Origin of the sequence: Pseudogemmobacter humi (assembly GCF_900609055.1) — a bacterium.
Classification (GTDB): domain Bacteria; phylum Pseudomonadota; class Alphaproteobacteria; order Rhodobacterales; family Rhodobacteraceae; genus Pseudogemmobacter; species Pseudogemmobacter humi.
On record NZ_UXAW01000032.1, the window covers coordinates 1 to 24,543 of the forward strand.

Below are 24,543 nucleotides of genomic sequence, written 5' to 3' on the forward strand. Positions count from 1 at the left end.
GGTTCCTGCGTTTCCGCATTCCTGATCTCCTCGTCATTGGAGACCAGCAAACGTCAGATCGTAGCTTCCGTCACTGTCCGATTTCCGGGGAGTAGCTCAGTTCATGCCGCCTTTGGTTCGTCCGATCTGGCGCGCACGCCCCCTTTTTTGACCCGTAGGCTCGACGCCGTGCGGTGCGCCTTGAGGTAGGTCGCGTCGATCATGATGGTCTTGTGTTCGGCGCGCTCGGTGGCCAGGCCCACCATGATCCGGGCGAAGACCCCATTGTCGCTCCAGCGCTTCCACCTGTTGTAGAGGGTCTTCGCCGGGCCGTATTCCTTCGGCGCATCACGCCAGCATAACCCATTGCGATTGATGAATATTATGCCACTCAGGACGCGACGATCATCGACGCGGGGCTTGCCATGGCTCTTCGGAAGGAAAGGCTTGAGGCGCTCCATCTGGGCGTCGGAAAGCCAGTAAAGGTTGCTCATGATTCAGGTCTCCTTGCGGGGCCTGAATCATGCCAAGGTCCTGAAATCAATGGGTCCTGAGCCTAGAAAACAACCAAAACCTGTCCAGATGAACCGAACCACCTCTGGCATCAAGGCCGCCTCATGCTAGCTGCTTCGTCCCTGCCTCTGTTGGCTTGGATTGAGAATGAATCGATCCGGTTCTGATGTCCGGATTTTGCAGATGTATTCGTATGGCGAGTGGCCGCCGGGGGTCTTGAGCCGTCGGGCGACGTTGCAGGTTGCCGGGAAGTCCATCAGGTGAGTGCGCAACTGCTCGTGGGTTTCGTAGTGGAACCGCTTGACGGTCGCTTCTTTGATCGAGCGGTTCATCCGCTCGACCTGGCCGCCCCTCGGGAAAACAGTCCGCCGGACTGTTTTCTGATCTTCGCGGCTGCACGGATGGTTCGGTTTCGTTACTCCGGGACTGCAAACTTGATGGGAACAGGGCCAGACTTCGGCCAGGATATCAGCAGAAATGACATGGCAACGTGCAGGTTCTTTGGCCCCAGGGAGGCGCTGGTTCCTCTGGAGGACCAGCGCACCGGGCTCAAACCCGTTCCAGTGCGATTGCCGTGGCCTCCCCCCCGCCAATGCACACCGATGCCACACCCCGGCGCAAGCCGTGGCGTTGCAGTGCCGACAGCAATGTCACGATAATCCGCGCGCCGCTGGCACCGATCGGATGGCCCAGGGCGCAGGCGCCGCCGTGGATGTTCACCTTGTCATATGGAAGGTTCAGCGATCTCATCGCCGCCATGGCGACAACAGCAAAGGCCTCGTTGATCTCGAAAAGGTCGATGTCGCGCAGTGCCCAGCCGGTGCGGGCGGACAGGGCCTCCATCGCGCCGATGGGGGCGGTGGCGAACCTCGCGGCGGCTTGCGCATGGGTGGCATGGCCCCGGATCACCGCCAGCGGAGTCAGGCCGCGCGCCTCGGCCACGGATCGCCGCATCAGAAGCATCGCGGCCGCCCCGTCAGAGATGGAGGACGCATTGGCGGCTGTCACCGTGCCGCCCGACCGGAAGGCGGGTTTCAGATGCCGGATCTTCTCGGGCCTTGCCTTGCCGGGCTGCTCGTCGATCGCAACCGGGTCGGGTCTGCCTGCCACCGTGACAGGCGCGATTTCAGCCTCGAATGCGCCGCTGGCGATGGCGGCCTTTGCCCGTTCAAGCGAGGTGAGGGCATAGCTGTCCTGATCCTCGCGGGTAAAGGCAAATTCGGCCGCGCAATCCTCGGCAAAGGTGCCCATCAGGCGGCCCTTGTCATAGGCGTCTTCCAGACCGTCAAGGAACATGTGGTCCCTGATCGCACCGTGTCCCATCCTATATCCGCCCCGCGCCCTATTCAGCAGATAGGGCGCGTTCGTCATGCTCTCCATTCCGCCCGCGACCACGATATTCGCGCTTCCCGCCAGCACCAGGTCATGGGCCAGCATCGCGGCCTTCATCCCCGAGCCGCACATCTTGTTGACGGTTGTGGCGCCGGCGGACAGCGGCAACCCCGCGCCCAGACCCGCCTGCCGTGCCGGGGCCTGCCCCAGCCCCGCGGGCAGAACGCAACCCATCAGCACCTCTTCGACCATATCGGGCGCAAGCCCCGCCCTTGCGACGGCCGCCGCAATCGCGGTGGCACCCAGAGCGGGCGCGGTGACGGCAGCCAGATCGCCCATCAACCCGCCAAGCGGGGTGCGGGCCATTCCGACGATGACAATCGGATCTTCAATGCTCATTGGATTCTTCCCTTGATACGGCCTGCGTCAGCGCGGGGCCATGCGCAAGGCGCCGTCCAGACGGATCACCTCGCCGTTCAGCATCTGGTTTTCGACGATATGGCGCACCAGCGCTGCATATTCCTGCGGCTGCCCCAGCCGGGGCGGAAAGGGAACCGAGGCGCCCAGGGCATCCTGCACATCCTGCGGCATCCCGGCCATCATCGGCGTCGCGAAAATGCCGGGCGCTATGGTCACGACACGGATGCCGTGACGGGCCAGTTCCCGCGCCGCGGGCAGGGTCAGCGCCGCCACCCCGCCCTTGGACGCCGCATAGGCGGCTTGGCCGATCTGTCCGTCCTGCGCGGCGATCGAGGCCGTATTGACGATCACTCCGCGATCTTCCCCCGGCGCGGCGGGCTGCCGCGCCATCGCCTCGGCCGCGAGCCGCAACATGTTGAAGGTGCCGACCAGATTGATGGTCACGGCCCGGGCAAAGCTGTCGAGCCGATGCGGCCCCTCGCGCCCCAGGATCTTCTCTCCCGGGGCCACTCCTGCGCAGTTCACCAGCCCGTCGATCCGGCCAAAGGCGGCCAGGGCGGCGGCAATCGAGGCGCGGCCATCCGCTTCGCTGGTCACATCGGCACGGTGGAACAGCGCGGCTTTCCCCAGCCGGTCCTGCATCGCCTGACCGGCTTCGGCGTTCAGGTCGATCAGCACGGCACGTCCGCCGCCCGCGGTCACCATCCCGGCCACTGCCGCGCCCAGGCCCGAGCCCGCGCCGGTCACCAGAAAGACCCGATCCCCGATCTGCATAACCGCCACCCCTGTTGCTGTGCGGGGCAAGGATAATGCGCCGCAACTGGCAAACAATGACATCCCAAGCCTTGATCTGTGATCGGAAATGTCAATCATTCAGCCATGAACCCGCGCAAAGTCACCCCCGGATTCGTCGAGGATGCCCTGGCCTGCATGGCTGCCGCAGGGTGCGACGCGGCACCTGCGCTCAAAGCTGCCGGAATCGTCACGCCACTGGATGGCCCGGTTTCGGCCGAGGCCTATGGCCGGTTCTGGCACCTCTGTGCCCTGGCGATGCAGGATGAATTCTTTGGCCTTGGCGCCCGGCCGATGCGACCGGGCAGCTTTGCGCTGATGTGCCATGCCCTGTTGCAGGCGCGCGATCTCGGTGCCGCGATGCGCCGGGCCCTGCGGTTCCTGAACGTGGTGCTGGACCATCCGCAGGGCCGCATCGTGACGCGCAACGGAGTGGCCGAGATCACGCTGGACCGGACGGATGGCCCCCATCAGGCCTTTGCCTGCCGCACCTATTGGCTGATCCTTCTGGGCGTATGCTGCTGGCTGGCAGGGCGGCGCATCCCCCTGTTACAGCTGGATTTTGCCTGCCCCGTTCCGGCTGAACGACAAGACTATCTGCAATTCTTCGGCGTTCCCGTGCGGTTCGATCAGCCGCAGAGCAGACTGGTGTTCGATGCCCGCCACCTGTCGCTGAAACTGTTGCGCAGCCCCAGGGCGCTGGAGCAGTTCCTGCGAGAGGCGCCCGGCAATATCCTGATCCGCTATCGTCAGGATGGCGGCACGGCTGACCGCCTGCGCCGCCGGCTGGCCGCGCAGCCCCCCGCCGGCTGGCCGGAGATCGGGACCATTGCCGCCGAACTGCGCCTGTCTCAGGCCACCCTTCGCCGCCGCCTGCGGGCCGAGGGGCAGAGCTTTGCCGCCATCAAGGCAGACATCCGCCTGCGCCATAGCCAACGTCTGTTGCGGGAAACCCCGCTCAGCCTTGCCGAGATCGCCGCCGAGCTGGGCTATAGCGAACCCGGCGCCTTCATTCGCGCCTTTCGCGGCTGGACCGGGCAGAACCCCGGCGCCTTCCGCAAGGCCGCCACCTGACCGTCAGAACTGCGGCAACTGGCGGTGGATATGCTCGCCGAAGGCCTTGACCGCGGCCGCGGGCCGTTCTTCGGCATAGCTGACCAGCACTCCGATATGCGGAAGACGCGGCAGGTGCTTTTCCTGCACATGCAGATCCGCCGGCACCGCCTTTTGCGTGAATACGCTGATCGCCAGACCCGAGCGCGCAATGGCGATCAGCCCGGCCAGGCTGTTGCTGGCAAAGGCGATGCGGTATTTCATCTGCACTCGCTCCATCGCCTCGCAGGCCGCGCGATGATCCATGGTGTTCGAGGCCGACAGCGCCAGCGGCACCACATCGCCATAGAATTGCAGCGCCAGATTCTGCTTGTTGCCGACCCAGACCAGCCGTTCATGGCGCAGGATCACGTCCTTTTCCGTCGGATGTGGGGTCGAGACCAGCGCAAGGTCGATCTGGCGCTGCTGCAACAGCTTGCGCAGTTCCACCGTCGGCGCGGACACGACGTTGATATCCACCGACGAATGCACCGCCCCAAAGGTCTGGATCAGCGAGGGACCGAAGGCGATGAGATAATCCTCGGGGCAACCGAAACTGATCGAGCCATAAAGTCCCTTGTTCGAGAATTCCGAGATCGCCTCGTCATGGGCCTTCAGGATACGTTCCGCATAGACCAGAAACCGCTCGCCGCTTTCCGTCAGCCGGATGCCGCTGCCCGAGCGGTGGAACAGCGTATGCTCCATCGTCTCCTCCAGCCGCTGGATCTGCATGGTCACGGCGGATTGCGTGCGCAAAACCTGAATCGCGGCGGCGCTGAGCGATTTTGACCGCGCGGCACAGACAAAGGTACGCAGCAGCCGAAGATCCATCATGGGCTGCATATCAATAGTCCTGATACCGGGTTTCCATACTATCAATTTTACGCAAGGCGCCCGCCGCGTCTAGGGTCATGACGAAGACGGCAGGGGGAACCGCAAATGACAGCCAACGGGAATCGCGAGTTTTGGGACGCAGCGCGCCATCTGGTGCGCTATGGCGGCGCCTTCGATCAGGTCATCATCCAGCGCGCGTCCGGCAGCCATCTGTATGATGCCGACGGGCGGGCGATCCTTGATTTCACCTCGGGCCAGATGTCGATGCTGGTGGGCCACAACCACCCCCGTATCACCGAAACGATCCAGCGCCAGGCGGCCGAGACCGTTCATCTTTTCAGCGGGATGCTGTCATGGCCGGTGGTGAGTTTCGCCCAGAGGCTGGCCGGGCTGGCCCCGGGGCTGGACCGGGTTCTGCTGCTGTCCACCGGCGCGGAATCGAACGAGGCCGCGATCCGCATGGCCAAGCTGGTGACGGGCAAGCACGAGATCGTGGCCTTTTCAAAAAGCTGGCACGGCATGACGAATGCCGCCGCCTCGGCCACCTATTCGGCGGGCCGCAAGGGCTATGGTCCGGTGGCGGTCGGATCGCTGGCGATCCCCGCTCCCAACACTTACCGCCCCCGGTTTCTCGACAGCGACGGCAATCTCGACTGGCGGACAGAGCTGGATGATTCCTTTGCCATGGTCGATGCGCAATCGACCGGCAGCCTTGCCGCCTTTATCGCCGAGCCGATCCTGTCCAGTGGCGGTATCCTTGAACTGCCGCCCGGCTATCTGGCGGCGCTGAAAGAGAAATGCCGCGAACGCGGGATGCTGCTGATCCTGGATGAGGCGCAGACCGGCCTTGGCCGCACCGGCGACATGTTCGCCTTTCAGCGCGATGGCGTGACGCCCGACATTCTGACGCTGTCGAAAACCATCGGTGCGGGTCTGCCGCTGGCGGCCGTGCTGACCTCGGCCGAGATCGAGGAACGCGCCCATGAACGGGGTTTTCTGTTCTACACCACCCATGTCTCGGACCCGCTGCCCGCCGCCGTCGGCCTGACCGTTCTCGACATCGTCGAGGAGGAGCAACTGGTCGCGCGCGCGCGCCGGATGGGCGCCCTGTTGTTCGAGGGACTGAACGCCCTGAAACAGCGGTTCGACTGTGTGGGCGATGTGCGCGGGCGCGGCATGATGGCGGGGGTAGAGATCGTCTCTGACCGCCGCGACCGGCTGCCCGACCACGAAACCGGCGCCCGCATCTCGGCCGAGGCGTTGCGGCGGGGGCTGAGCATGAACATCGTCCGGCTGCCGGGGATGGGCGGGGTCTTCCGTCTGGCCCCGCCGCTGACGATGAGCGAAGCCGAGCTGGAACGGGGCCTTGGCCTGATGGCCGAAGCGATCGAAAGCACCGTCAGCCCGGCCTGACCGGCCACCCCTCCCGCAAAACAAACGCAAACGCAGCGCCTGGCAGCACGCCCGGGCGCAGGAAGGAGACTTGTCGCATGACGACACAGAACAACAGCGCACCGGCCGGAACCACCTCATCTGCCCCGCAGCGCATCCGCGTTCTGGTGGCAAAGCTGGGGCTGGACGGTCATGACCGGGGCGCCAAGGTTGTCGCCCGTATTCTGCGCGATGCGGGAATGGAAGTGATCTACTCCGGCCTTTACAAGACGCCCGCGCAGGTCGTCGATGCGGCGATACAGGAAGATGTCGATGTGATCGGGGTCAGCCTGCTGTCCGGCTCTCATGGTCCGCTGTTCGGCGCCTTGTGCCAGCAATTGCGCGACAAGGGCGCCGGGCATGTGCTGGTGGTGGCAGGCGGCGTGATCCCCGAACAGGATTATGCCGGGCTTCTGGAAAGCGGCGTCAACGCCATCGTGCCGCAAGAGGCGCGGTCCGAACTGATCGTCACCACCATCCGCGATATGGTCGCGGCGCGGGGACCGATCTGACCATGCTCACCGGCAAGAGACAATCCGCCCCGGTTCAGTATCGGCCCTCGGCAGAACTGGTGCCGCAGGTGCTGGGCGGCTCGACAAGTGCCGTGGCGCGGATGATCACCCGCGCCGAGGCCGAATATGACGAGGCCGCGCCCGCGCTGTCGGATCTCTACCGCCATGGCGGGCGCGCGCATATTGTCGGCATCACCGGGGTTCCGGGCGGCGGGAAATCCACCCTGATCTCGGCGCTGATCCGCGATTATGTCGCCGCAGGCCACAAGGTTGCGGTGGTGGCCGTGGACCCGAGCAGCCCCTATTCCGGCGGTGCGATCCTTGGCGACCGCATCCGTATGGGGCAGGCTGCCGATCCCTCGCGCGCCTTTATCCGCAGCATGGCGACGCGCGGCCATCTGGGCGGGCTGTCCCGGGCGACGTTTCAGGCGGTCGATGTGCTGGATGCGGCTGGCTATTCGCCGATCCTGATCGAGACGGTGGGTGTCGGTCAGGACGAGGTAGAGATTGTCACCGCCGCGCATACCGTGGTCGTCCTGTCGCCGCCCGGCCTTGGCGACGACATTCAGGCCATCAAGGCCGGCGTGATGGAGATCGCCGATATCCACGCGATTTCCAAGGCCGACCGTCCCGAGGCAGCCGCCACCGCCGCCGCGATCAAGGCGATGATCGCCCTTGGCTCTGACGCGCCCCGCTCCGGCTGGCAGACACAGGTGCTGACACTCAGCGCGACGACGGACAAAGGTATCGCGGCACTGGTCGAGGCCATCGACGCGCATCGTGTCCACCTTCAGGCCAGCGGTGAGCTCGCCCCGCGCGAAGAGGCCATCGCCCGCACCCGCGTGCTGTCCAACATCAACCACCTGATCCGCCGCCGTTTCGACGACGGCACGCAGGCCATGAGCGCCCAGTTGCAGGCGGTGGCCGGTCGGGCATCCGACCCGCTGACCGCCGCCATGAGGCTGCTTGGCCCTGAGAATACGGAACACCGGACATGACGATCTATGCCAAACACGCCCTTGAGGGACTGCAAGCGGAACAGGCTGAGTGGGAGCGTGAAGAGCTTGCCGCCACGCTGAAGGCCCGCGCCGAAGAAAAAGCCGAATACCGCACCGAATGCGGAATCCCGCTGAAGCGCGTCTACACCGCTGCCGATGTGGCACATATCCCGCTGGAGGACATCGGATTCCCTGGCCGATATCCCTTTACCCGCGGCCCCTACCCCACGATGTATCGCGGGCGGCCCTGGACGATCCGGCAGGTGGCAGGGTTCGGGAACCCGGAATCCACCAACCAGCGCTACAAATACATGATCGAGACCGGGCAGACCGGCCTGTCGACCGACTTTGACCTGCCGACGCTGCTTGGGCTGGATTCCGATGATCCGATGGCCTTTGGCGAAGTCGGGCGGGTCGGCGTCTCGATCGACTCCATCGACGACATGGACCGGCTTTTTGAAGGGATCGACCTTGAAAAGATCTCGGTCTCGCTGACCATCAACCCGTCGGCCTGGGTGATCTATGCGATGTTCGTCGCGGTGGCCGAACGGCGCGGGTATGATTTCACCAGGCTGACCGGCACGCTTCAGGCTGACCCGCTGAAGGAATATGTCGCGCAGAAGGAATGGATCTATCCGGTGCGCCCGGCCGTGCGGCTGCTGCGCGATCTGATCATCCATTGCACCAACACCACGCCGAAGATGAACCCGATCAGCCTCAGCGGCTATCACCTCTCGGATGTGGGCGGCAATGCGATTCAGGAAATCGCCTTCATCATGGCTTTTACCATCGCCTATTGCGAAGAGGTGACGGGCGCGGGCATCGACATCGACGATTTCGCGCCCCGGCTGTCGTTCTTCTTCATCAGCCATCAGGATTTCTTTGAACAGATCTGCAAGTTCCGCGCCGCCCGCCGGGTCTATGCCAGGATCATGGCCCAGCGGTTCGGCGCGAAAAAGCCCGAGTCGATGCGCCTGCGCGTCCATGTGCAGACCGCAGCGATGAGCCTGACCAAGATCGAGCATACCAACAACCTGATGCGCACCGCGATTCAGGCCCTTGGCGCGGTGCTGGGCGGCTGTCAGAGCATGCACACCAACGGTCTGGACGAGGCCTTTGCCATCCCCACCGAAGAGGCGATGAAGCTGGCGATCCGCACCCAGCAGATCATCCGCGACGAGATCAACGTGACCTCGGTGGTCGATCCCCTTGGCGGGTCGTATTTCGTCGAGAGCCTGACCTCCGAGATGGAGCGGCAGATCTGGGAGGTGCTGGAAGAGGTGGACCGGCTGGGCGGCGCGGTCAAGCTGGTCGAGGATGGCTGGTTCCAGCAAAAGCTGGCGGATTCCGCCTATTCCACCTTCAAGCTGTTCGACACGGGCGAGAAAATCTCGGTGGGCGTCAACAGCAATGTCGATGCCAGCAGTTCCTCGGCCGAAGTCGAGATCCATCCCTATGACGAGAATTGCACCAATCTTCAGTGCCTGCGCCTGAAAGAGCTGCGCGCGACCCGCGATACGGGCCTCGTGCAATCGCTGCTGGCCGAATTGCAGGATCAGGCCCGCAATGAAGACGTGAATCTTCTGCCCAAGACCATCGAGCTTGTGAAGGCCCGCGCCACATTGGGCGAGATCTGCGGTGCCCTGCGCGACGTCTGGGGCAACTACGACGAACCCAACATCATCTGAGGCAGCCGAATGACTGACACCGTTACCACCAGACAGGACGGCGCGATCCGCTGGATCGGTCTGAACCGCCCCGACCGGCTGAACGCGATGAACGGCCCGCTGGTGGTCGATCTGACCCGCGCGCTGGACGCGGCCAATGCCGACCCCGACACCCGTGTCATCGTTCTTTATGGCGAGGGGCGGGCCTTTTGCTCGGGCGACGATCTGAAAGACATCGACAGCCAGACCGGATCGCCCGAGGCGGCGCAGGCCTGGATCGAAGCGATCCAGAATGTGACGCGGCAGATCATGGGATCGGACCGCATCGTCATCGCCGCCGTGCATGGCTGGTGCGTGGGCGGTGCGCTGGAATGGGTGGTGAACTGCGATTTCCGCCTGTTTGCCGACGATGCCCGCTGGTTCTTCCCCGAAGTCACCTGGGGCCTTTTCGTCACCGGCGGGGTGACGGCGCTTCTGACCAAGCAGGTCGGGCCGCAGGTCGCCAAGGAACTGATGATCCTGGGCGAAAAGCATGATGCCCGGATGGCATTGCGCACCGGTATCGCCTGGCGCGTCTGCCCCGCGGATACATTGCACGCGGCGGCGCGCGATCTGGCCACGGCGATCATCGCCAAACCGCATGGCTCGGTCGCCGATATGAAGCGCGCGATCAACGCCGGGTTCCATTCCAGCCTTGAGGACGCGATGGCGATCGAGACCGAGGTGACGGTGCGCGGCTTCCTGTCCGAGGAAGCGCAGGCGCGGGTCAAGGCATTCTGATGGGCATTTCCGGCATGTTCGACGAGAAAACCCTGCCCGGCGCCGCACCGCTTGAGGTACTTCCCGACATTCTGCGCCATCAGGCCGAACGGCTGGGCGAGGCGCCGTTTCTGGACATCTGCGGCCAGACCGCCAGTTTCGCGGGCCTTGACCGGCTGACCAACCGGCTGGCCAACGGGCTGCGCGGGCTGGGCGTGGCGCAGGGCGACCGGGTGGCGATCCTGCTGCCCAACTGTCTGGAGTTTGTGGCGGTCTGGTTCGCCGCATCAAAGCTGGGCGCGGTCGAGGTGCCCAGCAATCCGGGGCTGCGCGGCGATCTTCTGATCCACAACCTGCACAGCTGCGACGCGGCGGTTCTGGTCACCGATGGCGCCGCACTTGATGAAATCGCCCGGATCGAAGACCGCCTTCCCCATCTGAAAACGCTGGTTCTGGTCGGCGCGGATGAGGCGCAGGCCCGCGCCGCGGGCGTTCGCGTGGCGCAGATTGTGACCTATGCCGACTGCCTTGACGCGCCCGAAGCGTTCAGCCCGGTCGAGGTACGGTTCAGCGATCCGATGGCGATCCTTTACACCTCGGGCACGACGGGCGCGGCCAAGGGCGTGGTGATGTCGCACCGGCAATGTTTCGGCTGGACCGAAACCATGTCGCGCAATCTGGGCTATACCCCGGCCGACAGCTATTTCTCGGCGCTGCCGCTGTTTCACACCGATGCCCAGATGTTCGGCATCTACATGCCGCTGGTCTTTGGCACCCGGACCACGCTGGTCGACAGGTTCAGCGCCTCGAAATTCTGGGATCAGCTTCGGGCCAGCGGGGCCACGGCGACCAATCTTCTGGGGGCGATGGCGGTGATCCTGATGCGCGCGCCCGCGCTGGCCAGTGACGCCGACAACCCCGTGCGCGTCTGTCAGTGCATCCCGATGTTGCCCGACCGGGCCGCGTTCGAGCGGCGGTTCACCATGAACCTCGTCACCGGCTACGGGCAGACGGAAACCAGTTTCGTCACCCTCGACATCGTTGGCGACAGCCGCGAAAACTCGTGCGGCCGCCCGCATCCCGACTGGGAGGTGGCGGTGGTCGATGCCTTTGACAGCCCGGTTCCGCCCGGCACGATGGGCGAGATCGTCTCGCGCCCGCGCACCAGCTGGGCGATGTTCTCGGGCTATGACAAGCAGGACGGCAAGACGGTCCAGACGCTGCGCAATCTCTGGTATCACTCGGGCGATGCCGGATATTTCGATGCCGACGGCTGGATGTATTTCAGCCACCGCATGAACGAGGCGATCCGGCGGCGGGGCGAGAACGTCTCGGCCTATGAGGTCGAACTGATCGCCGAGCAGCATCCCGATGTGGTGGAAAGCGCGGCCTTCGGCATCCCTTCGGAATACACCGAAGAGGACATCATGGTCGTCGTGCTGCGCCGCGATGGCAGTCGCCTGACGGCCACCGACCTGCTGGCGCATTTCCGCGCCCATGCGCCGCGCCACATGGTGCCGCGCTATGTCGAGATCACCGACGACCCGTTGCCCCGCACACCGACCGAGAAAATCTCGCGCGCCGCCCTGAAACAGCGCGGCAAGGGGCCAGCCACCTTCGACGGGGAAACCCGCTGACCTGACCGACCACGACGGATGCCGACCGGACATAACAACAACGGCAAAACAAGGGAGATGACACAGGATGGAATACTTCATCCAGCAATTGATAAACGGGCTGACGCTCGGGTCGATCTACGGGTTGATCGCCATCGGCTATACGATGGTCTACGGCATCATCGGCATGATCAACTTCGCCCATGGCGACGTTTTCATGATTGGCTCGTTCATCGCGCTGACCGCCTTTCTGCTGCTGACCAGCCTGTTCGGGCCCGCCTTTCTGCCGGTCGTTCTGGTCCTGGTGCTGATCATCACCATGCTGTTCTGCGTGGCCTGGGGCTGGTCCATCGAGAAGATCGCCTATCGCCCCTTGCGCGGATCATTCCGGCTGGCACCGCTGATCACCGCCATCGGCATTTCCATCGTGTTGCAGAACTTTGTCCAGATCAGCCAGGGGGCGCGGGTCAAGCCGCTGCCGCCGCAGATTCAGGGCGGCGTCACGCTGATGGAGGGGGCAACCGGCGTCGTCCAGCTTTCCTGGATGCATATGATCATCATCGCCACCACGGTGGTTCTGATGACGGGGTTCAGCCTTCTGATCTCGCGCACCTCTCTCGGCCGGGCGCAAAGGGCCTGCGAGCAGGACCGGAAGATGGCGGCCCTGCTGGGCATTGATGTCGACCGCACCATTTCGCTGACCTTCGTGATGGGGGCGGCGCTGGCGGCGGTGGCCGGGTTCATGTTCCTGCTGCGCTATGGCGTGATCGACTTCTACATCGGGTTTCTGGCAGGGATCAAAGCCTTCACGGCGGCGGTTCTGGGCGGCATCGGCTCTTTGCCGGGCGCGATGCTGGGTGGCCTGCTGATCGGCCTGATCGAGACTTTCTGGTCCGGCTATTTCCCCATTGAATACAAGGATGTGGCGACGTTTTCGATCCTTGTGGTGCTGCTGATATTCCTGCCCTCCGGCCTCCTGGGCAAACCCGAAGTGGAGAAGGTCTGATGGCGACGGCAAGCAATATCCGGCCCGGTCCGACCAGGGCTGCGAGCCTGGAGCAAGGGGCCTTCGTCTGGTCCGTGGCGCTGGCGGATGCGGCAAAGGCGGCGGCGCTGGCGGGCATCCTCGGCTTCTTTTTCATCGGCATGAAAACCGACATCGCGGGGGATGGTCTGGTGTTGTCCTATCGCTGGGCTGCGCTGGGCCATGCGGTGCTGATCGTCTTTCTGGGGCGGCTCTTGCTGGATGCCCTGCTGGGCAAGGCCGCGCCTGTCACGACGCAGATGCTGACGGCGGGGATCTTCATCGCGGGCATTGCCGGGATCATGACGCAGGACGCAACCGGCGGCAGCCTGCCGGCGCGCGCCCTGGTCGGTGCGGTGCTGGGCGGGCTGATCGTGGCGGTGCTTTACGGCGTGGCGCTCTGGCGGCGGCGTCCTGCCCCTGCCAGGGCCGAGGCCACCCGGCAGGCCCGCTTTGCCATACCGATCGGCATTGCGCTGGTGCTGCTGGCACTGACGCTTCCGTTCCTGATCACCACTTTCCTGCCGGGGCAGCAACGGCAGTTCATCGACCTTGCCATCCTGATCCTGACCTATGTGATGCTGGGCTGGGGGCTGAACATCGTCGTCGGCCTCGCCGGGCTGCTGGACCTTGGCTATGTCGCCTTCTACGCCGTCGGGGCCTATTCCTTCGCGCTGCTCTCGACCTGTTTCCCCTTTATCGGGTTCTGGAGCGCGCTGCCCCTTGCCGGGATGCTGGCGGGGATGTGGGGCCTTGTTCTGGGCTTTCCGGTATTGCGGCTGCGGGGCGATTATCTTGCCATCGTGACCCTTGCCTTCGGCGAGATCATCCGCGTCGTCCTGCTGAACTGGGTCGATTTCACCAACGGGCCGAACGGTATATCGGGCGTGCCGAAACCCACGTTCTTCGGGCTGGAATTCTCGCGCGGCGAGGGCGGGTTCGCGGATTTCTTCGGGCTGGAGTTCAGCACGATCCACCGCTTCATCTACCTTTACTATATCATCCTGGCCCTGGCCTTCCTGACCAATTTCGTGACGCTGCGCCTGCGCAAACTGCCCATCGGCCGCGCGTGGGAGGCCCTGCGCGAGGATGAGATCGCCTGCCGCGCCCTGGGCATCAACACCACGAACACCAAGCTGACCGCCTTTGGCATCGGCGCGATGTTCGGCGGGCTGGCGGGGGCGTTCTTTGCCACGAGGCAGGGCTTCGTCTCGCCCGAAAGCTTCACCTTCATGGAATCGGCGATCATCCTGGCGATCGTGGTTCTGGGTGGCCTCGGCTCGCAGATGGGGGTGGTGATCGCCGCCACCGTGATGATCGGCGGGATCGAGATGCTGCGGCATATCTCTTTCGTCGGGCAGATCTTCCCGGGCGTCGATCCGGTGCAATATCGGATGATCATTTTCGGGCTGGCCATGGTCGCGATCATGATCTGGAAGCCGCGCGGCTTCATCTCGCGCCGCAATCCATCGGCAGTGCTGAAAGAGAGAAAGAGCATCGGCGCCGATCTCGTCTCGCAAGGGGAGGGACATTGATGACCACCCCCCTGAACAGCCCCGCGCAACGCTGGCTGGACACCCCCCTGCTGTCGGTGGAGCATCTGACGATGCGCTTTGGCGGGATCGTCGCCGTCGACGATCTCAGCTTTCAGGTCGGGCGCGGCGACATCACCGCCCTGATCGGCCCGAACGGCGCGGGCAAGACCACGGTGTTCAACTGTCTGACCGGCTTCTACAAACCCAGCGAGGGCCGGATCGTCATGCGCCACGGCCCCGGCCCGCATGACGCCGCACTCGCGGCCGCCCATTCCGGCGGGCTGCGGCACAGCAAGGATGGTGACAGCGGGGTTTTCCTGCTTGAGCGGATGCCCGATTTCGAGATCCCGCGTCAGGCCGGTGTGGCCCGCACCTTCCAGAACATACGGCTGTTCGGCGGCATGACCGTTCTGGAAAACCTGCTGGTCGCGCAGCACAACGGGTTGATGGTTGCCTCGGGTTATACCCTGGGCGGCATTCTTGGCCTGCCCGGCTATCGGCGGGCCGAGAAAAAGGCGATCGACCGCGCGGTCTACTGGCTGGAACAGACCGCCCTTCTGGACCGTGCCGACGATCCGGCAGGCGATCTCAGCTATGGCGCGCAGCGGCGGCTGGAAATTGCCCGCGCCATGTGCACCGGGCCAAAGCTGCTGTGTCTGGACGAACCCGCCGCCGGACTCAATCCACGGGAATCCGCGGAACTGAACCGGCTGATCCGCACGATACGGGACGAGCATGGCACCTCGGTCCTGCTGATCGAGCATGACATGGGCGTGGTGATGGAGATCTCGGACCATGTCGTCGTCCTCGATTACGGGGTCAAGATCGCCGACGGCAGCGCCGAAACCGTGCGCAACGACCCAAAGGTCATCGCCGCCTATCTGGGCGTCGAGGACGAGGCCGAAGCAGAAGATATCGTCGAGGGGGTCGCATCATGAGCGCGCTTTTGTCAGTCGAGGGCGTGGCCGCGGGCTATGGCAAGATCACCGCTCTGCATGGTGTGGATCTTCAGATCCACGCGGGTGAGATCGTCACCCTGATCGGTGCCAATGGCGCGGGCAAATCCACCCTGATGATGACGATCTGCGGCAGCCCCCAGGCACGCTCGGGCCGGGTGGTCTATGACGGGCGCGACATCACCCGCCAGCCCACCCATCTTACCATGCGTCAGGGCATCGCGCAGTCGCCCGAGGGGCGGCGCATCTTTCAGCGCATGACCGTGCTGGAGAACCTGCGTCTTGGGGCCAGCGTCGTCTCGCCCGAGTATTTCGACGCCGATCTGGCGCGGATGTATGACCTGTTCCCGCGGCTGAAGGAACGCGAAAGCCAGCGTGGCGGCACCCTTTCGGGCGGCGAACAGCAGATGCTGGCCATTGCCCGCGCCCTGATGGGGCGGCCGAAACTTCTGTTGCTGGACGAGCCGTCGCTCGGGCTCGCGCCGCTGATCGTGCGCCATATTTTCGAGGTGATCCGCGAGCTCAACCAGCGCGAGGGGCTGACGGTGTTCCTTGTCGAACAGAACGCCTTTCATGCGCTGAAGCTGGCGCACCGGGCCTATGTGATGGTCAACGGCCGCATCACCATGTCCGGCACGGGCCAGGACCTGTTGAACAACGATGATGTCCGCGCCGCCTATCTGGAAGGTGGCCGTCGCGAAACGGCAGGGGCTTAAGTAATGGAAATCTGGGAATTTTTCTTCATCACGCTGCTTCTGGGCGGGCTGGCGGGCTGGATGACGGGCCGCGCCCTTGCCCGCAGCTGGCAGGGTGATCTGCGGCTTGTCTTCTACATGGTCCTTTTGGCGGGCGCGGTGCGCTTTCTGCACTTTGCCCTTTTCCAGGGCGCTCTCCTCTCGGCTTCCGGCTATGCGGCCGATTTCGCGACGCTTGCCGTGATCGGCTTTGCGGGCAAGCGGCTGACCCGCGCGCGCCAGATGACCACCCAGTATCGGCTGTTTCCGGCCGGATCTCCTCCGGACTGATCCCGGGACGAAAACGGGTGCCGCGCAAAGATGCCCCGGGGGGCACCCGGCCACAGCATGAACCAGGGCATCGACCAACAAGGAGATACGACATGAAAAGGATGCTGATGACCGGGGCGGCGCTTGGTCTTGTGCTGTGCGGCCCCGCCTTCGCAGATACGAAGGTCGCGGTTGCCGGCCCGATGACCGGGCAATATGCCTCTTACGGGGAACAGATGAGGGTGGGTGCCGAGCTGGCGGTCGAGGACATCAATGCCGCCGGCGGCGTCAACGGCGAACAGCTGGTGCTGAGCGTGGGGGATGATGCCTGCGATCCGAAACAGGCCGTCGCCATCGCCAACCAGTTCGCGGGTGAGGGTGTGGTCTTTGTCGTCGGGCATTTCTGCTCCGGCTCCTCGATCCCGGCCTCGGCGGTCTATGCCGAAGAGGGGATCATCCAGATCTCGCCCGCCTCGACCAACCCGGCCTATACGGACGAACGTCCCGGCCCCGGCATCCTGCGCATCTGCGGCCGCGATGACGATCAGGGCAGGGTCGCGGGCGAGTTTCTTGCCGCCCGGTTCCTCGACAAGAAGATCGCCTTCGTCAACGACAAGACCGCCTATGGCAAGGGTCTGGCCGATGCGACGCTGGCCACCTATGAGGCCGCCGGCGGCAAGGCTGCGATGACCGAGGCCTATACCGCAGGTGAAAAGGACTATACCGCGCTGGTTTCCAAGCTGAAAAGCGAGGACATCGATCTGCTTTACGTCGGCGGCTATCACACCGAGGCCGGCCTTCTGGCCCGCCAGATGCGCGAGCAGGGCATGGACACCATCGTCATGTCCGGCGACGGGCTGACGACCGCTGAATACTGGGCGATCACGGGCGAGGCGGGCGAAGGCACCCTGCTGACCTTCTCTCCCGACCCGCGCAAGAATGCAGATGCGGCGTTGATCGTCGACAAGTTCCGCGCCAGGGGCATCGAACCCGAAGGGTATGTTCTTTATACCTATGCTGCGGTTCAGGCCTGGGCCCAGGCCGCGCAAGCCGCCGGTTCCGCAGATTTCGACCCGGTGGTGAAGGGGCTGGACGAAGGCACGTTCAACACCGTGCTGGGCGAACTGGGCTTCAATGAAAAGGGCGACGCGACCCTGCCGGGCTATGTCGTCTATGAGTGGAAAGCCGGAAACTACGACTACTTCGTTCAGTAAGGGCCGTGCGGTCCTGTGCGCTCCCGCAGGACCGGCTGTCCCGCTCCGCCTGCCTTCAACCAACCGGACGAGGGCAGGCGGAGTGCATAGCGGACGATCAACCCAACGAATGCGGCATGGCGGCGTCTGCGAACCCGCGCCGCCATGCAAACCTTGCGGGACGGAGCGAACATTCGCGGCCGTTGCGCAGTGCCGCTCAGGCTCGCCCTTGTTACCTGCCCGAAAGCCGGAAAACGTAACCGGGCGATTTGCGCGGCCTGGGCCCAGGTCTGTCAGTTATGGGGCGTACATAACGACATCTCTTATGCGGGGTTGCGGTATCAGAACTCCCGGGACTCACGGGCGGGACATGCAGCGCGTTTGCGAAGCGCCCGAAGGCGGCCCGCACCGCTCTGTTCGCGATCCGGTTTTCAGGCCGGGCGCAGATCTTCGATCCTGGCCGCGGGAAAACCGGCCATGAGCCGCCCGATCTCTTCCTGATCTCTGGTCAGGCAGATCGCGGTGGAAAGCGCATCGGCCAGCGCCGCCTGCGGGGCCGAGACCGAAACCGCGGACCAGGGCGAATCCGCGGGGGCGCCGGTGCGGGCATCGAGAATATGGCCGTCGCGCCCGGCGGCATCGAAACAGGTGCCGCGCGGCGCCGAGGTGGCCAGCGCCCGGGCGGCCAGCGGCACTTCGGTGCCGCTTCCGGCGATGCGGACCGGCCAGGCGGCGCCATCCGGCTGCGGGCCGAGGGCGCGCAGCTCTCCGGTGTCGATCAGGATGTTGGTCAGCCCCTCGGAGTCCAGCAGCGCCGCCACCCGGTCGGCGACATAGCCCTGGCCGATGCCATTGAGCGTGAGCGCCATGCCCGGCGCCAGTGTGATCCGCCCGGCTGACAGACGCACCTTTTCCCACCCGGTCCGGGCGAGGGCCTCGCTGCGCTCGGTCGGTCCGGGCCTGCGGCCCGCCGCTGCGCTTTCGGCCCACAGCGCCCACAGGGGTTGCAGTGTCACGTCGAACAACCCGCCGGTTTCGCGATGGACAAGCCCCGCGAGGGTAAGACAATCGAGCAGCTCGAAGGGCGGTGCCTCCAGCCCGCCTTCGCGGTTCAGCCGCGACAGCGCGCTGTCCTCGCGGTAAAGGCTGAGGATGTTCTCCAGCCGGTCGATCTCGGACAGGCAGCGGGCGGTGATGGCTTCGGCCTCGGGGTGCTCAAGCCGGATCGAGGCGCGGGCGCCGAGCGCCTGGCCGGTCCAGTGCTGCGGCACCGGGCGGGCGGAAAGCGTGCCGGGCAGGGTGGCGGCGACGGCGGAAATGGTCAGGAAACGGCGGCGGGTCAGGTGCATGGCTCAGCCCTCACTGGGGCGCGACAGGGCGCGCAGGCGGCTTTCATAATCGGCATCGTCGTCGGAATCGGGCAGGGCGGCGGGGTCTTCGGCCGGGGCCAGCACCAGATCGTCGGGGATCTCGGACAGGCGCAGCACGGTGCCGCCCTGAGCAGCGGCAAAGGCTTCGGCGGCGTCGCGGGTGCCGAAGGGCACGGTCTCGGGCAGGCCCATGCCGCCCTCGGCCACCGAGCCGACCACGTAGAACGCATCCCCGGCAGGGATCCAGTTGCCCTCCCCGGGCACTTCCCAGGTCGCTGCCGGGGCGCCCATGTCATTGACCTGGATCGCAAGGATCTTGTGGCTCTGCTCGGGCAGGCGCTGATAGGCGATGGCGTCGCGCACCTGGCTGAAGAACAGGGGCGTGCCGGGCAGCCCTTCCAGATGGACCTGGGCCTTGGGCCCGGGATGTTCGAGCAGGTTCATCTGGCAGAAATGGCCGAGCGTTTCGGGGACGAGTTCCACCGGGCTGGTGTCCTGCCGGGTCTCTTCCTTGCAGGCGGCAAGGCCGAGACAGAGGGCGAGGATGAGCGCGCGTCTCATGGCGTGACCTTTCGGAAAGCGGCGATGGCAAGCCCGAGCGCGAGGAAGGGCCAGAGCCCCACCGACAGCGCCGATTGCCAGAGCGGGATGGCGGCCGCGGCGCCGCCCATGCCGCCCGCCGCGCCGCTGGCCCCGGCGGCGGCGAGGTTGAACAGGCGGAAGGCGTCGGCCGGATTGGCCAGCAGGGCGGCGGGCAGCGCCCGGGTGGTGAAGGCGCCGCCGCCGTCCGAGACGATCAGCGCCAGCAGCGCGAGATCGTAAAGCACCACCGCACCCAGCCACAGCCCGACCGCCAGCCCCGCCGCGCCCGAGGGGCGGCGTGCGAGCGACGACAAAGCATAGCCCGCGCCGAGGAAGGTGGCGCCGAGCAGCACCGAGCTCCAGATCAGGCGCAACAGTGCCGGAATGCCTTTCAGCGAGGCGGGATCCGACCAGAACGCCGCCAGCGCCGCCGCGCCGTAGCCCGCGGTGACGGCGAGCGTCAGCACCAGCAGATGCGCGAGCAGCTTGCCCGCCAGCACCTCGGCCCGCGCGACCGGATAGGTCAGCAACAGGGGCAGGGTGCCGCGTTCCACCTCGCCCGCGATGGCGTCGAAGCTCATCAGAAGGGCGATCAGGGGCACCAGATAGACGGCGAGCGAGGTCAGCGAGGCCACCGTCACCGACAGCCGGTCGGCGCCGATGTCGCCGGTGGGCGCGGCCCCGGCGGCGGCCAGCACCAGGGCGAAAACCACCATCAGCACCATGGCGATCGCCACCCAGCGGTTGCGAAGCGCGATGCGGAACTCGATCACGGCGGTGGAAAGGATGCGCCTCATTGCCCGTCCCTCCGGCTGAAATGGGAATAGATGTCTTCCAGGCTGGGCGGGATCACATCCACATCCTGAACGCGCGCCCCGAGGCCGGTGATCCGGGCCAGCACCGCCAGCTTCTCGCTCTGGCCGCAGGTCAGATGCAGGGTGCCGTCTGGGCCGGGCACCGCGCCGGGCAGCGCCGAGGCGAGGCTGTCCTGGTAATCGGCGGCCGGAGTGACGGTGATCGCCACCGGCAGCGCCGCCTCGCGCCGCAAGTCAGTAAGCGTTCCTTCGGCCACCAGCCGCCCCTTCGACAGGATCAGGATGCGGTCGGTGCGCGCCTCGACCTCGGTCAGCACATGGCTGGACAGCAGGATCGAAGTGCCCCCCGCCGCCAGCCCGTCGAGAAGCGCGTAGAAATCGCGGCGCGACACCGGATCAAGGCCCGAGGTCGGCTCGTCCAGCACCAGAAGGCGCGGCTGGCCGATCAGGGTCTGCGCAAGGCCGACGCGCTGGCGCATCCCCTTGGAATAGGTGCCGATCCGGCGGCGCGCGGCATGGGCGAGACCCACCCGCGCGAGCAGATCCATCGCCTGGGACGGCGCCTCGCCGCGCAGGCGCAGGTAGTGGCGGATCTGTTCCTCGCCGGTCAGCGCGGGGTGAAAAGCGGCATTCTCCGGCAGATAGGCCACCTGCACCCGGGCCGTGGCCGATCCGGGCAGCGCGCCGCAGACCGTGACCTCACCCGCGTCGTAAGGGATCAGCCCGAGCAGGATCTTCATCAGCGTCGATTTCCCGGCGCCGTTATGGCCCAGAAGCGCCACCCTTTGTCCGGGGGCGAGCGTCAGCGACACATCGGTCAGCGCCTCGACCGGGCCGAAGCGTTTAGTGAGCGCCGAGATCGTCAGGGTCGATGTCATCGTAATTTCCTTGCGCCCAGCGTCCGGCGGCTTCGGCCTCGTAAGCCTCGACTTCCGGCGGGACGGGGATGGTCAGGGGGTGCATCAGCGGATGGCTGTCGGTGACCCCGCCGGGCAGGGTGGCGGGAAAGCTCGACTGGCTCCAGCGGATCAGCTGCACCGCCGGAGAGCCGGTCAGCAGCGCCGCGGCGGGCTGCGACCAGAGGATATGGTCCATCAGATCGTTGGGCCGATAGGTCGCATCGGCGATGCCGTCGCCGTTCAGATCATAGGCCGGGTGGTCGGACCAGAAATTGCCGCGGCCCTCGTGGCTCCACTCCATGAAGCGGGTGCCGACATATTTCACCTGCTCGCGGTTGGCGATGAAGGCATTGCCGGTCAGCACGTTGCGCTCGGATCCGGCGGTGAAATGCAACCCGATGCCGCAGTTCTGGAAGCGGTTGTTCCAGATCAGATTCTTGTGGGCGTTGTAGATGAACAGGCATTTCTTCGTGCCGCCGCGGATCAGATTGCCGGTCACATCGGCGTTGTTGGCATAGTTCAGCATCAGCCCGTGCTCGCGGTCGCCGAGGCTGAGGTTGTTCAGGATCTTGCCGCGGTCCGAGAACATGATCGCAAAGCCCAGATGGTTGCCGATCGAGATATTGCCGGAAACCTCGGTGTTGCGGGTATACATGAAATGCACCGCGAAGCGCAGGTCGCGCATCACGTTGTTGCGGTAGATGCTGTCGGCGCTGGCGTTCGAGAAGATGCCGTCGCGGCCATAGCGGATGGTGTTGCCGTCAAGCAGGGTGCCCGGGCTGTTCCAGACATAGATGCCGTTGCCGCGCTGGTTCATCTGATGATGCCGGCGGCCGGTGATCGTGTTGCCCGTAACGCGGGCGTCGCGGCCGCCGTGAACGTCGATCCCGTGCATGTTGTCGGTGAGCGTCAGCCCCTCGACCACCGCGCGGTCGGCGCCTTTCAGGATCTTCACCCCGGAGTCGAGATCTTCGTTGCGGCCCCCGGAGCCGGTGACGGTGAAACCCTTCAGCACCACGTCCGGCGCAGCGATGGTGATGACGCTGCCCTGACCCAGACCATCGACCACCGCGGTCGCGGGGCCGGTCAGCACCAGCGGGCGGTCGATGGTGACGGGGCCGGAATAGGCGCCCCCCTCCAGGATCAGCACATCGCCGGGGGTGGCCCCGGCGATGGCGGCGGCCAGGCTGCCCTCTCCCGGCGCGACCTCGCGCTCTGCCGCGAGGGACGGCAGAGCGGTCAGCAGACCGAGGATCAGGGCAGCCAGCCGCATTCTCAGGCCTCCTTCGGCTCGACGAACATCCGGCCGCGCATCTCCATATGCAGCGCGTGGCAGAACCACTGGCAGTAATACCAGTAGACCCCGGCATTCGCCGCCACGAAGGTGACGGAAGAGGTCTGCTGCGGCCCGACCTCCATCGCCACGCCATGGTTGCCCATGGTGAAGCCGTGGGTCAGGTCGTCGATCTCGTCCAGGTTGGTGACGATCACCGTCACCTCGTCGCCCTCTTTGACGGTGAACTCCTCAAGCGAGAAGGACGGCGCGACCGAGGTCATATAGACCCGCACCTTGTTGCCGTCGCGGATCACCGTATCGGCCCATTCGTCGATATTCACGCCGTCGGCCTCGGCCTGGGCGCGGGTTTCGGCCCACATCGGATCGTTGCGGTCCCAGACCGATTTGATGTTCGACATCACCGAGGGATGGACGGCGATGGCGTCATGCGGCTCGGCGAAGTTGGGGCCGTCGTGGACCAGCACCATCTTGTCGCCCGAAATGTCGATCAGCTGATCGTTCTCGGGTTTCAGCGGCCCGGTGTTCAGGAAACGGTCCTTCGAGAACTTGCACAGACAGACCAGCCACTGGTTCTGGGCGTCCAGCGTCTCGCCCATCACCGTTTTCAGGTGGCCGGGCTGGTAATGCACGTCGATCTTGTCCCTGATCGGATCGACATTCTCGCCGGCATAGGCGCGGATCGCATCCTCGATGTTCCACTTGACCACCTGGCTGTCGAGGAACAGCGAAGTATAGGCGTTGCCGCGCCCGTCGAAAGCGGTGTGCAGCGGGCCGAGGCCAAGCTGCGGCTCGGCCACCACCACGCTGCGCGGCTCGGCATTCTCGTAGAACAGCGTGTCGAATTTGGTGGTGTCCAGCACCGTCACCGTGGGCGAGAGCTTGCCGCCGATGCAGAGGTGCTTCTTGTCCGGCGCCATGTTGCAGCCGTGCGGGTTGTTGGCGATCGGCACATAGCGGGTGAACAGGCTGTTCGCATCCTTGCGCCCGTCCAGCACCTTGCAGCCGTTCACCTCTTCATACTGGCCGGCGGCCACGGCCTTCTCGATTTCCTCGATGTTGAAGATCACCACATGGTCCATCTCCGATTCCGTCATCTCGGCCAGGTTCATGCCCATTTCCGAGTTATACGACGTCGAGAACGCCCATTTGCCGGTGTAATCGGCATCGCAGTTGTCGAGGTTGCCTGACACCTGAACCTGCCAGGCGACCTCCCATTTCTCGGCATCGACCGCGGTGAAGATGTTCACATAGGTCGACACGTCGGTCATGGTCGAGCCGTCGTTGTTGAGCGGCGCCTCGTCCTCGCCATTGGCGAAGATATAGTTGGTCTTCGGCCATTTCTGCGGCCGCATGCCGTGGATGCCCTTGGCGTTCGGGATCTCCAGGATGGCATCGCATTTCATCACGTCGCCGCGCACCCGGGCCACGCGGGTGTTGGACTTGTCGTTCATGAACAGGAAGCGGCCGTCGTATTTGCCGTCGGTCATCGACATATGAACGTGGTGAAGATCGCCGTTGTCGTGGATCTTCTTGCCGTTGGCCTCAAGCTGCTTCTTGGTCTTCTCGCTCATCGTCCGCTGGTGGATGCGGATCGATTCATTGGTCTGGCCCCAGCCGGTGGCCGAGCAGCGGTTGAACACCGGCACCCGCATCAGCTCGCGCATCGAGGGGATGCCGAGGATGCGCATCTCGCCGGTCTGGCCCGAGGACCAGAAGCCGTAGTAATCGTCAAGCTGGCCGGGCGGGATCGAGCCATCCGCCCCGGCGGCCAGCGCCGCGCCCGAGGTGGCGGCGGTAATCCCGCCGATTCCGCCAACGCCAAGCGCCAGGCGTCCGCCCAGAGTGCCCGCGACAGCGGCGCCCCCGGCGGTGGCGCCAAGCAGCAGCCTTCGGCTCAGTCCCTTCTTTTCGGTCGGTTCCATG

At 65.1% G+C, this 24,543-nt stretch carries 22 protein-coding genes and 2 pseudogenes; 13 read left to right on the top strand and 11 right to left on the bottom strand.

Annotated elements, in window-relative coordinates; all coding sequences use genetic code 11:
- Window positions 1-99: 99 nt before the first annotated feature.
- From XINFAN_RS01470 to XINFAN_RS01485, 4 genes and pseudogenes are all read right to left on the bottom strand, one after another.
- Window positions 100-473 (bottom strand): annotated as a pseudogene (locus XINFAN_RS01470) (IS5 family transposase); the annotation flags it as partial.
- Window positions 474-599: 126 nt separating this feature from the next.
- A pseudogene (locus XINFAN_RS01475) lies at window positions 600-911 on the bottom strand (hypothetical protein); the annotation flags it as partial.
- Between the two features lie 130 nt (window positions 912-1,041).
- A complete protein-coding gene (locus tag XINFAN_RS01480) occupies window positions 1,042-2,223 on the bottom strand; it encodes an acetyl-CoA C-acyltransferase (protein ID WP_124084720.1) in 1,182 nt (393 codons plus the stop codon).
- A gap of 27 nt (window positions 2,224-2,250) precedes the next feature.
- The gene (locus tag XINFAN_RS01485) at window positions 2,251-3,018 is read right to left on the bottom strand and encodes an SDR family NAD(P)-dependent oxidoreductase (RefSeq protein ID WP_124084721.1); all 768 of its coding nucleotides are present in this window, start codon (window positions 3,016-3,018) and stop codon (window positions 2,251-2,253) included.
- A 105-nt stretch (window positions 3,019-3,123) separates the two neighbouring features.
- Here XINFAN_RS01485 and XINFAN_RS01490 point away from each other — a divergent pair, with 105 nt between their 5' ends.
- Window positions 3,124-4,110: an AraC family transcriptional regulator gene (locus tag XINFAN_RS01490; RefSeq protein ID WP_124084722.1), complete on the top strand. Its 987-nt coding sequence runs from the start codon at window positions 3,124-3,126 to the stop codon at window positions 4,108-4,110.
- Window positions 4,111-4,113: 3 nt separating this feature from the next.
- On the opposite strand, the gene XINFAN_RS01495 is transcribed toward XINFAN_RS01490, so the two are convergent.
- A complete protein-coding gene (locus XINFAN_RS01495; RefSeq protein ID WP_124084723.1) occupies window positions 4,114-4,971 on the bottom strand; it encodes a LysR family transcriptional regulator in 858 nt (285 codons plus the stop codon).
- Window positions 4,972-5,067: 96 nt separating this feature from the next.
- On the opposite strand from XINFAN_RS01495, the gene XINFAN_RS01500 reads away from it, so the two are divergent.
- From XINFAN_RS01500 to XINFAN_RS01555, 12 genes are all read left to right on the top strand, one after another.
- Window positions 5,068-6,375, top strand: coding sequence for an aspartate aminotransferase family protein (locus XINFAN_RS01500; protein ID WP_124084724.1), 1,308 nt, complete (start codon window positions 5,068-5,070; stop codon window positions 6,373-6,375).
- 77 nt (window positions 6,376-6,452) lie between these two features.
- Window positions 6,453-6,905 carry a cobalamin B12-binding domain-containing protein gene (locus XINFAN_RS01505; RefSeq protein ID WP_124084725.1) on the top strand — a complete coding sequence of 151 codons (453 nt, stop codon included), beginning with the start codon at window positions 6,453-6,455 and terminating at the stop codon, window positions 6,903-6,905.
- A gap of 2 nt (window positions 6,906-6,907) precedes the next feature.
- Window positions 6,908-7,903: a methylmalonyl Co-A mutase-associated GTPase MeaB gene (meaB, locus tag XINFAN_RS01510; protein ID WP_124084726.1), complete on the top strand. Its 996-nt coding sequence runs from the start codon at window positions 6,908-6,910 to the stop codon at window positions 7,901-7,903.
- Window positions 7,900-9,591, top strand: a complete 1,692-nt coding sequence (locus XINFAN_RS01515) for a methylmalonyl-CoA mutase family protein (RefSeq protein WP_124084727.1) — start codon at window positions 7,900-7,902, stop codon at window positions 9,589-9,591. The genes meaB and XINFAN_RS01515 overlap by 4 nt, the downstream gene beginning before the upstream one ends.
- A 9-nt stretch (window positions 9,592-9,600) precedes the next feature.
- Window positions 9,601-10,350, top strand: coding sequence for an enoyl-CoA hydratase/isomerase family protein (locus XINFAN_RS01520; protein WP_124084728.1), 750 nt, complete (start codon window positions 9,601-9,603; stop codon window positions 10,348-10,350).
- Window positions 10,350-11,966: an AMP-binding protein gene (locus XINFAN_RS01525; RefSeq protein ID WP_124084729.1), complete on the top strand. Its 1,617-nt coding sequence runs from the start codon at window positions 10,350-10,352 to the stop codon at window positions 11,964-11,966. Before XINFAN_RS01520 ends, XINFAN_RS01525 begins: the two co-directional genes overlap by 1 nt.
- A gap of 67 nt (window positions 11,967-12,033) precedes the next feature.
- On the top strand, window positions 12,034-12,951 hold the full coding sequence (locus tag XINFAN_RS01530; RefSeq protein ID WP_124084730.1) for a branched-chain amino acid ABC transporter permease: 918 nt from the start codon (window positions 12,034-12,036) through the stop codon (window positions 12,949-12,951).
- Entirely contained in the window at window positions 12,951-14,504 is a 1,554-nt protein-coding gene (gene livM, locus XINFAN_RS01535) for a high-affinity branched-chain amino acid ABC transporter permease LivM (RefSeq protein ID WP_124084731.1), read from the top strand. Before XINFAN_RS01530 ends, livM begins: the two co-directional genes overlap by 1 nt.
- Window positions 14,504-15,442 (top strand): ABC transporter ATP-binding protein, encoded by a 939-nt coding sequence (locus XINFAN_RS01540; RefSeq protein ID WP_124084732.1) that lies wholly within the window; start codon window positions 14,504-14,506, stop codon window positions 15,440-15,442. The genes livM and XINFAN_RS01540 overlap by 1 nt, the downstream gene beginning before the upstream one ends.
- Window positions 15,439-16,176, top strand: coding sequence for an ABC transporter ATP-binding protein (locus tag XINFAN_RS01545; RefSeq protein ID WP_124084733.1), 738 nt, complete (start codon window positions 15,439-15,441; stop codon window positions 16,174-16,176). The genes XINFAN_RS01540 and XINFAN_RS01545 overlap by 4 nt, the downstream gene beginning before the upstream one ends.
- A gap of 3 nt (window positions 16,177-16,179) precedes the next feature.
- A complete protein-coding gene (locus tag XINFAN_RS01550; protein ID WP_124084734.1) occupies window positions 16,180-16,485 on the top strand; it encodes a DUF6867 family protein in 306 nt (101 codons plus the stop codon).
- Between the two features lie 92 nt (window positions 16,486-16,577).
- Window positions 16,578-17,678 carry a branched-chain amino acid ABC transporter substrate-binding protein gene (locus tag XINFAN_RS01555; protein WP_124084735.1) on the top strand — a complete coding sequence of 367 codons (1,101 nt, stop codon included), beginning with the start codon at window positions 16,578-16,580 and terminating at the stop codon, window positions 17,676-17,678.
- A gap of 410 nt (window positions 17,679-18,088) precedes the next feature.
- Here XINFAN_RS01555 and XINFAN_RS01560 read toward each other — a convergent pair whose 3' ends face one another.
- Genes XINFAN_RS01560 through nosZ form a run of 6 tightly spaced genes read right to left on the bottom strand, consistent with a single transcriptional unit; the run spans window position 18,089 to window position 24,542 of the window.
- Window positions 18,089-19,006, bottom strand: coding sequence for an FAD:protein FMN transferase (locus XINFAN_RS01560; protein ID WP_124084736.1), 918 nt, complete (start codon window positions 19,004-19,006; stop codon window positions 18,089-18,091).
- Window positions 19,007-19,009: 3 nt separating this feature from the next.
- Window positions 19,010-19,588 carry a nitrous oxide reductase accessory protein NosL gene (locus XINFAN_RS01565; protein ID WP_124084737.1) on the bottom strand — a complete coding sequence of 193 codons (579 nt, stop codon included), beginning with the start codon at window positions 19,586-19,588 and terminating at the stop codon, window positions 19,010-19,012.
- Window positions 19,585-20,406 (bottom strand): ABC transporter permease, encoded by an 822-nt coding sequence (locus tag XINFAN_RS01570; protein ID WP_124084738.1) that lies wholly within the window; start codon window positions 20,404-20,406, stop codon window positions 19,585-19,587. The genes XINFAN_RS01565 and XINFAN_RS01570 overlap by 4 nt, the downstream gene beginning before the upstream one ends.
- On the bottom strand, window positions 20,403-21,302 hold the full coding sequence (locus XINFAN_RS01575; RefSeq protein ID WP_124084739.1) for an ABC transporter ATP-binding protein: 900 nt from the start codon (window positions 21,300-21,302) through the stop codon (window positions 20,403-20,405). Before XINFAN_RS01575 ends, XINFAN_RS01570 begins: the two co-directional genes overlap by 4 nt.
- Window positions 21,268-22,596 carry a nitrous oxide reductase family maturation protein NosD gene (locus XINFAN_RS01580; RefSeq protein WP_124084740.1) on the bottom strand — a complete coding sequence of 443 codons (1,329 nt, stop codon included), beginning with the start codon at window positions 22,594-22,596 and terminating at the stop codon, window positions 21,268-21,270. The genes XINFAN_RS01575 and XINFAN_RS01580 overlap by 35 nt, the downstream gene beginning before the upstream one ends.
- 2 nt (window positions 22,597-22,598) lie before the next feature.
- Window positions 22,599-24,542 carry a TAT-dependent nitrous-oxide reductase gene (gene nosZ, locus XINFAN_RS01585; protein WP_124084741.1) on the bottom strand — a complete coding sequence of 648 codons (1,944 nt, stop codon included), beginning with the start codon at window positions 24,540-24,542 and terminating at the stop codon, window positions 22,599-22,601.
- Window position 24,543 lies beyond the last annotated feature (1 nt).

Coding starts and splice junctions, on each gene's coding strand:
- XINFAN_RS01515 (WP_124084727.1), top strand. CDS start 7,900: ATGACGATCTATGCCAAACACGCCCTTGAGGGACTGCAAGCGGAACAG.
- XINFAN_RS01490 (WP_124084722.1), top strand. CDS start 3,124: ATGAACCCGCGCAAAGTCACCCCCGGATTCGTCGAGGATGCCCTGGCC.
- XINFAN_RS01580 (WP_124084740.1), bottom strand. CDS start 22,596: ATGCGGCTGGCTGCCCTGATCCTCGGTCTGCTGACCGCTCTGCCGTCC.
- XINFAN_RS01575 (WP_124084739.1), bottom strand. CDS start 21,302: ATGACATCGACCCTGACGATCTCGGCGCTCACTAAACGCTTCGGCCCG.
- XINFAN_RS01565 (WP_124084737.1), bottom strand. CDS start 19,588: ATGAGACGCGCGCTCATCCTCGCCCTCTGTCTCGGCCTTGCCGCCTGC.
- meaB (WP_124084726.1), top strand. CDS start 6,908: ATGCTCACCGGCAAGAGACAATCCGCCCCGGTTCAGTATCGGCCCTCG.
- XINFAN_RS01545 (WP_124084733.1), top strand. CDS start 15,439: ATGAGCGCGCTTTTGTCAGTCGAGGGCGTGGCCGCGGGCTATGGCAAG.
- XINFAN_RS01570 (WP_124084738.1), bottom strand. CDS start 20,406: ATGAGGCGCATCCTTTCCACCGCCGTGATCGAGTTCCGCATCGCGCTT.
- XINFAN_RS01530 (WP_124084730.1), top strand. CDS start 12,034: ATGGAATACTTCATCCAGCAATTGATAAACGGGCTGACGCTCGGGTCG.
- XINFAN_RS01505 (WP_124084725.1), top strand. CDS start 6,453: ATGACGACACAGAACAACAGCGCACCGGCCGGAACCACCTCATCTGCC.
- XINFAN_RS01540 (WP_124084732.1), top strand. CDS start 14,504: ATGACCACCCCCCTGAACAGCCCCGCGCAACGCTGGCTGGACACCCCC.
- XINFAN_RS01495 (WP_124084723.1), bottom strand. CDS start 4,971: ATGCAGCCCATGATGGATCTTCGGCTGCTGCGTACCTTTGTCTGTGCC.
- XINFAN_RS01550 (WP_124084734.1), top strand. CDS start 16,180: ATGGAAATCTGGGAATTTTTCTTCATCACGCTGCTTCTGGGCGGGCTG.
- XINFAN_RS01555 (WP_124084735.1), top strand. CDS start 16,578: ATGAAAAGGATGCTGATGACCGGGGCGGCGCTTGGTCTTGTGCTGTGC.
- XINFAN_RS01525 (WP_124084729.1), top strand. CDS start 10,350: ATGGGCATTTCCGGCATGTTCGACGAGAAAACCCTGCCCGGCGCCGCA.
- XINFAN_RS01520 (WP_124084728.1), top strand. CDS start 9,601: ATGACTGACACCGTTACCACCAGACAGGACGGCGCGATCCGCTGGATC.
- XINFAN_RS01485 (WP_124084721.1), bottom strand. CDS start 3,018: ATGCAGATCGGGGATCGGGTCTTTCTGGTGACCGGCGCGGGCTCGGGC.
- nosZ (WP_124084741.1), bottom strand. CDS start 24,542: ATGGAACCGACCGAAAAGAAGGGACTGAGCCGAAGGCTGCTGCTTGGC.
- XINFAN_RS01500 (WP_124084724.1), top strand. CDS start 5,068: ATGACAGCCAACGGGAATCGCGAGTTTTGGGACGCAGCGCGCCATCTG.
- XINFAN_RS01560 (WP_124084736.1), bottom strand. CDS start 19,006: ATGCACCTGACCCGCCGCCGTTTCCTGACCATTTCCGCCGTCGCCGCC.
- XINFAN_RS01480 (WP_124084720.1), bottom strand. CDS start 2,223: ATGAGCATTGAAGATCCGATTGTCATCGTCGGAATGGCCCGCACCCCG.
- livM (WP_124084731.1), top strand. CDS start 12,951: ATGGCGACGGCAAGCAATATCCGGCCCGGTCCGACCAGGGCTGCGAGC.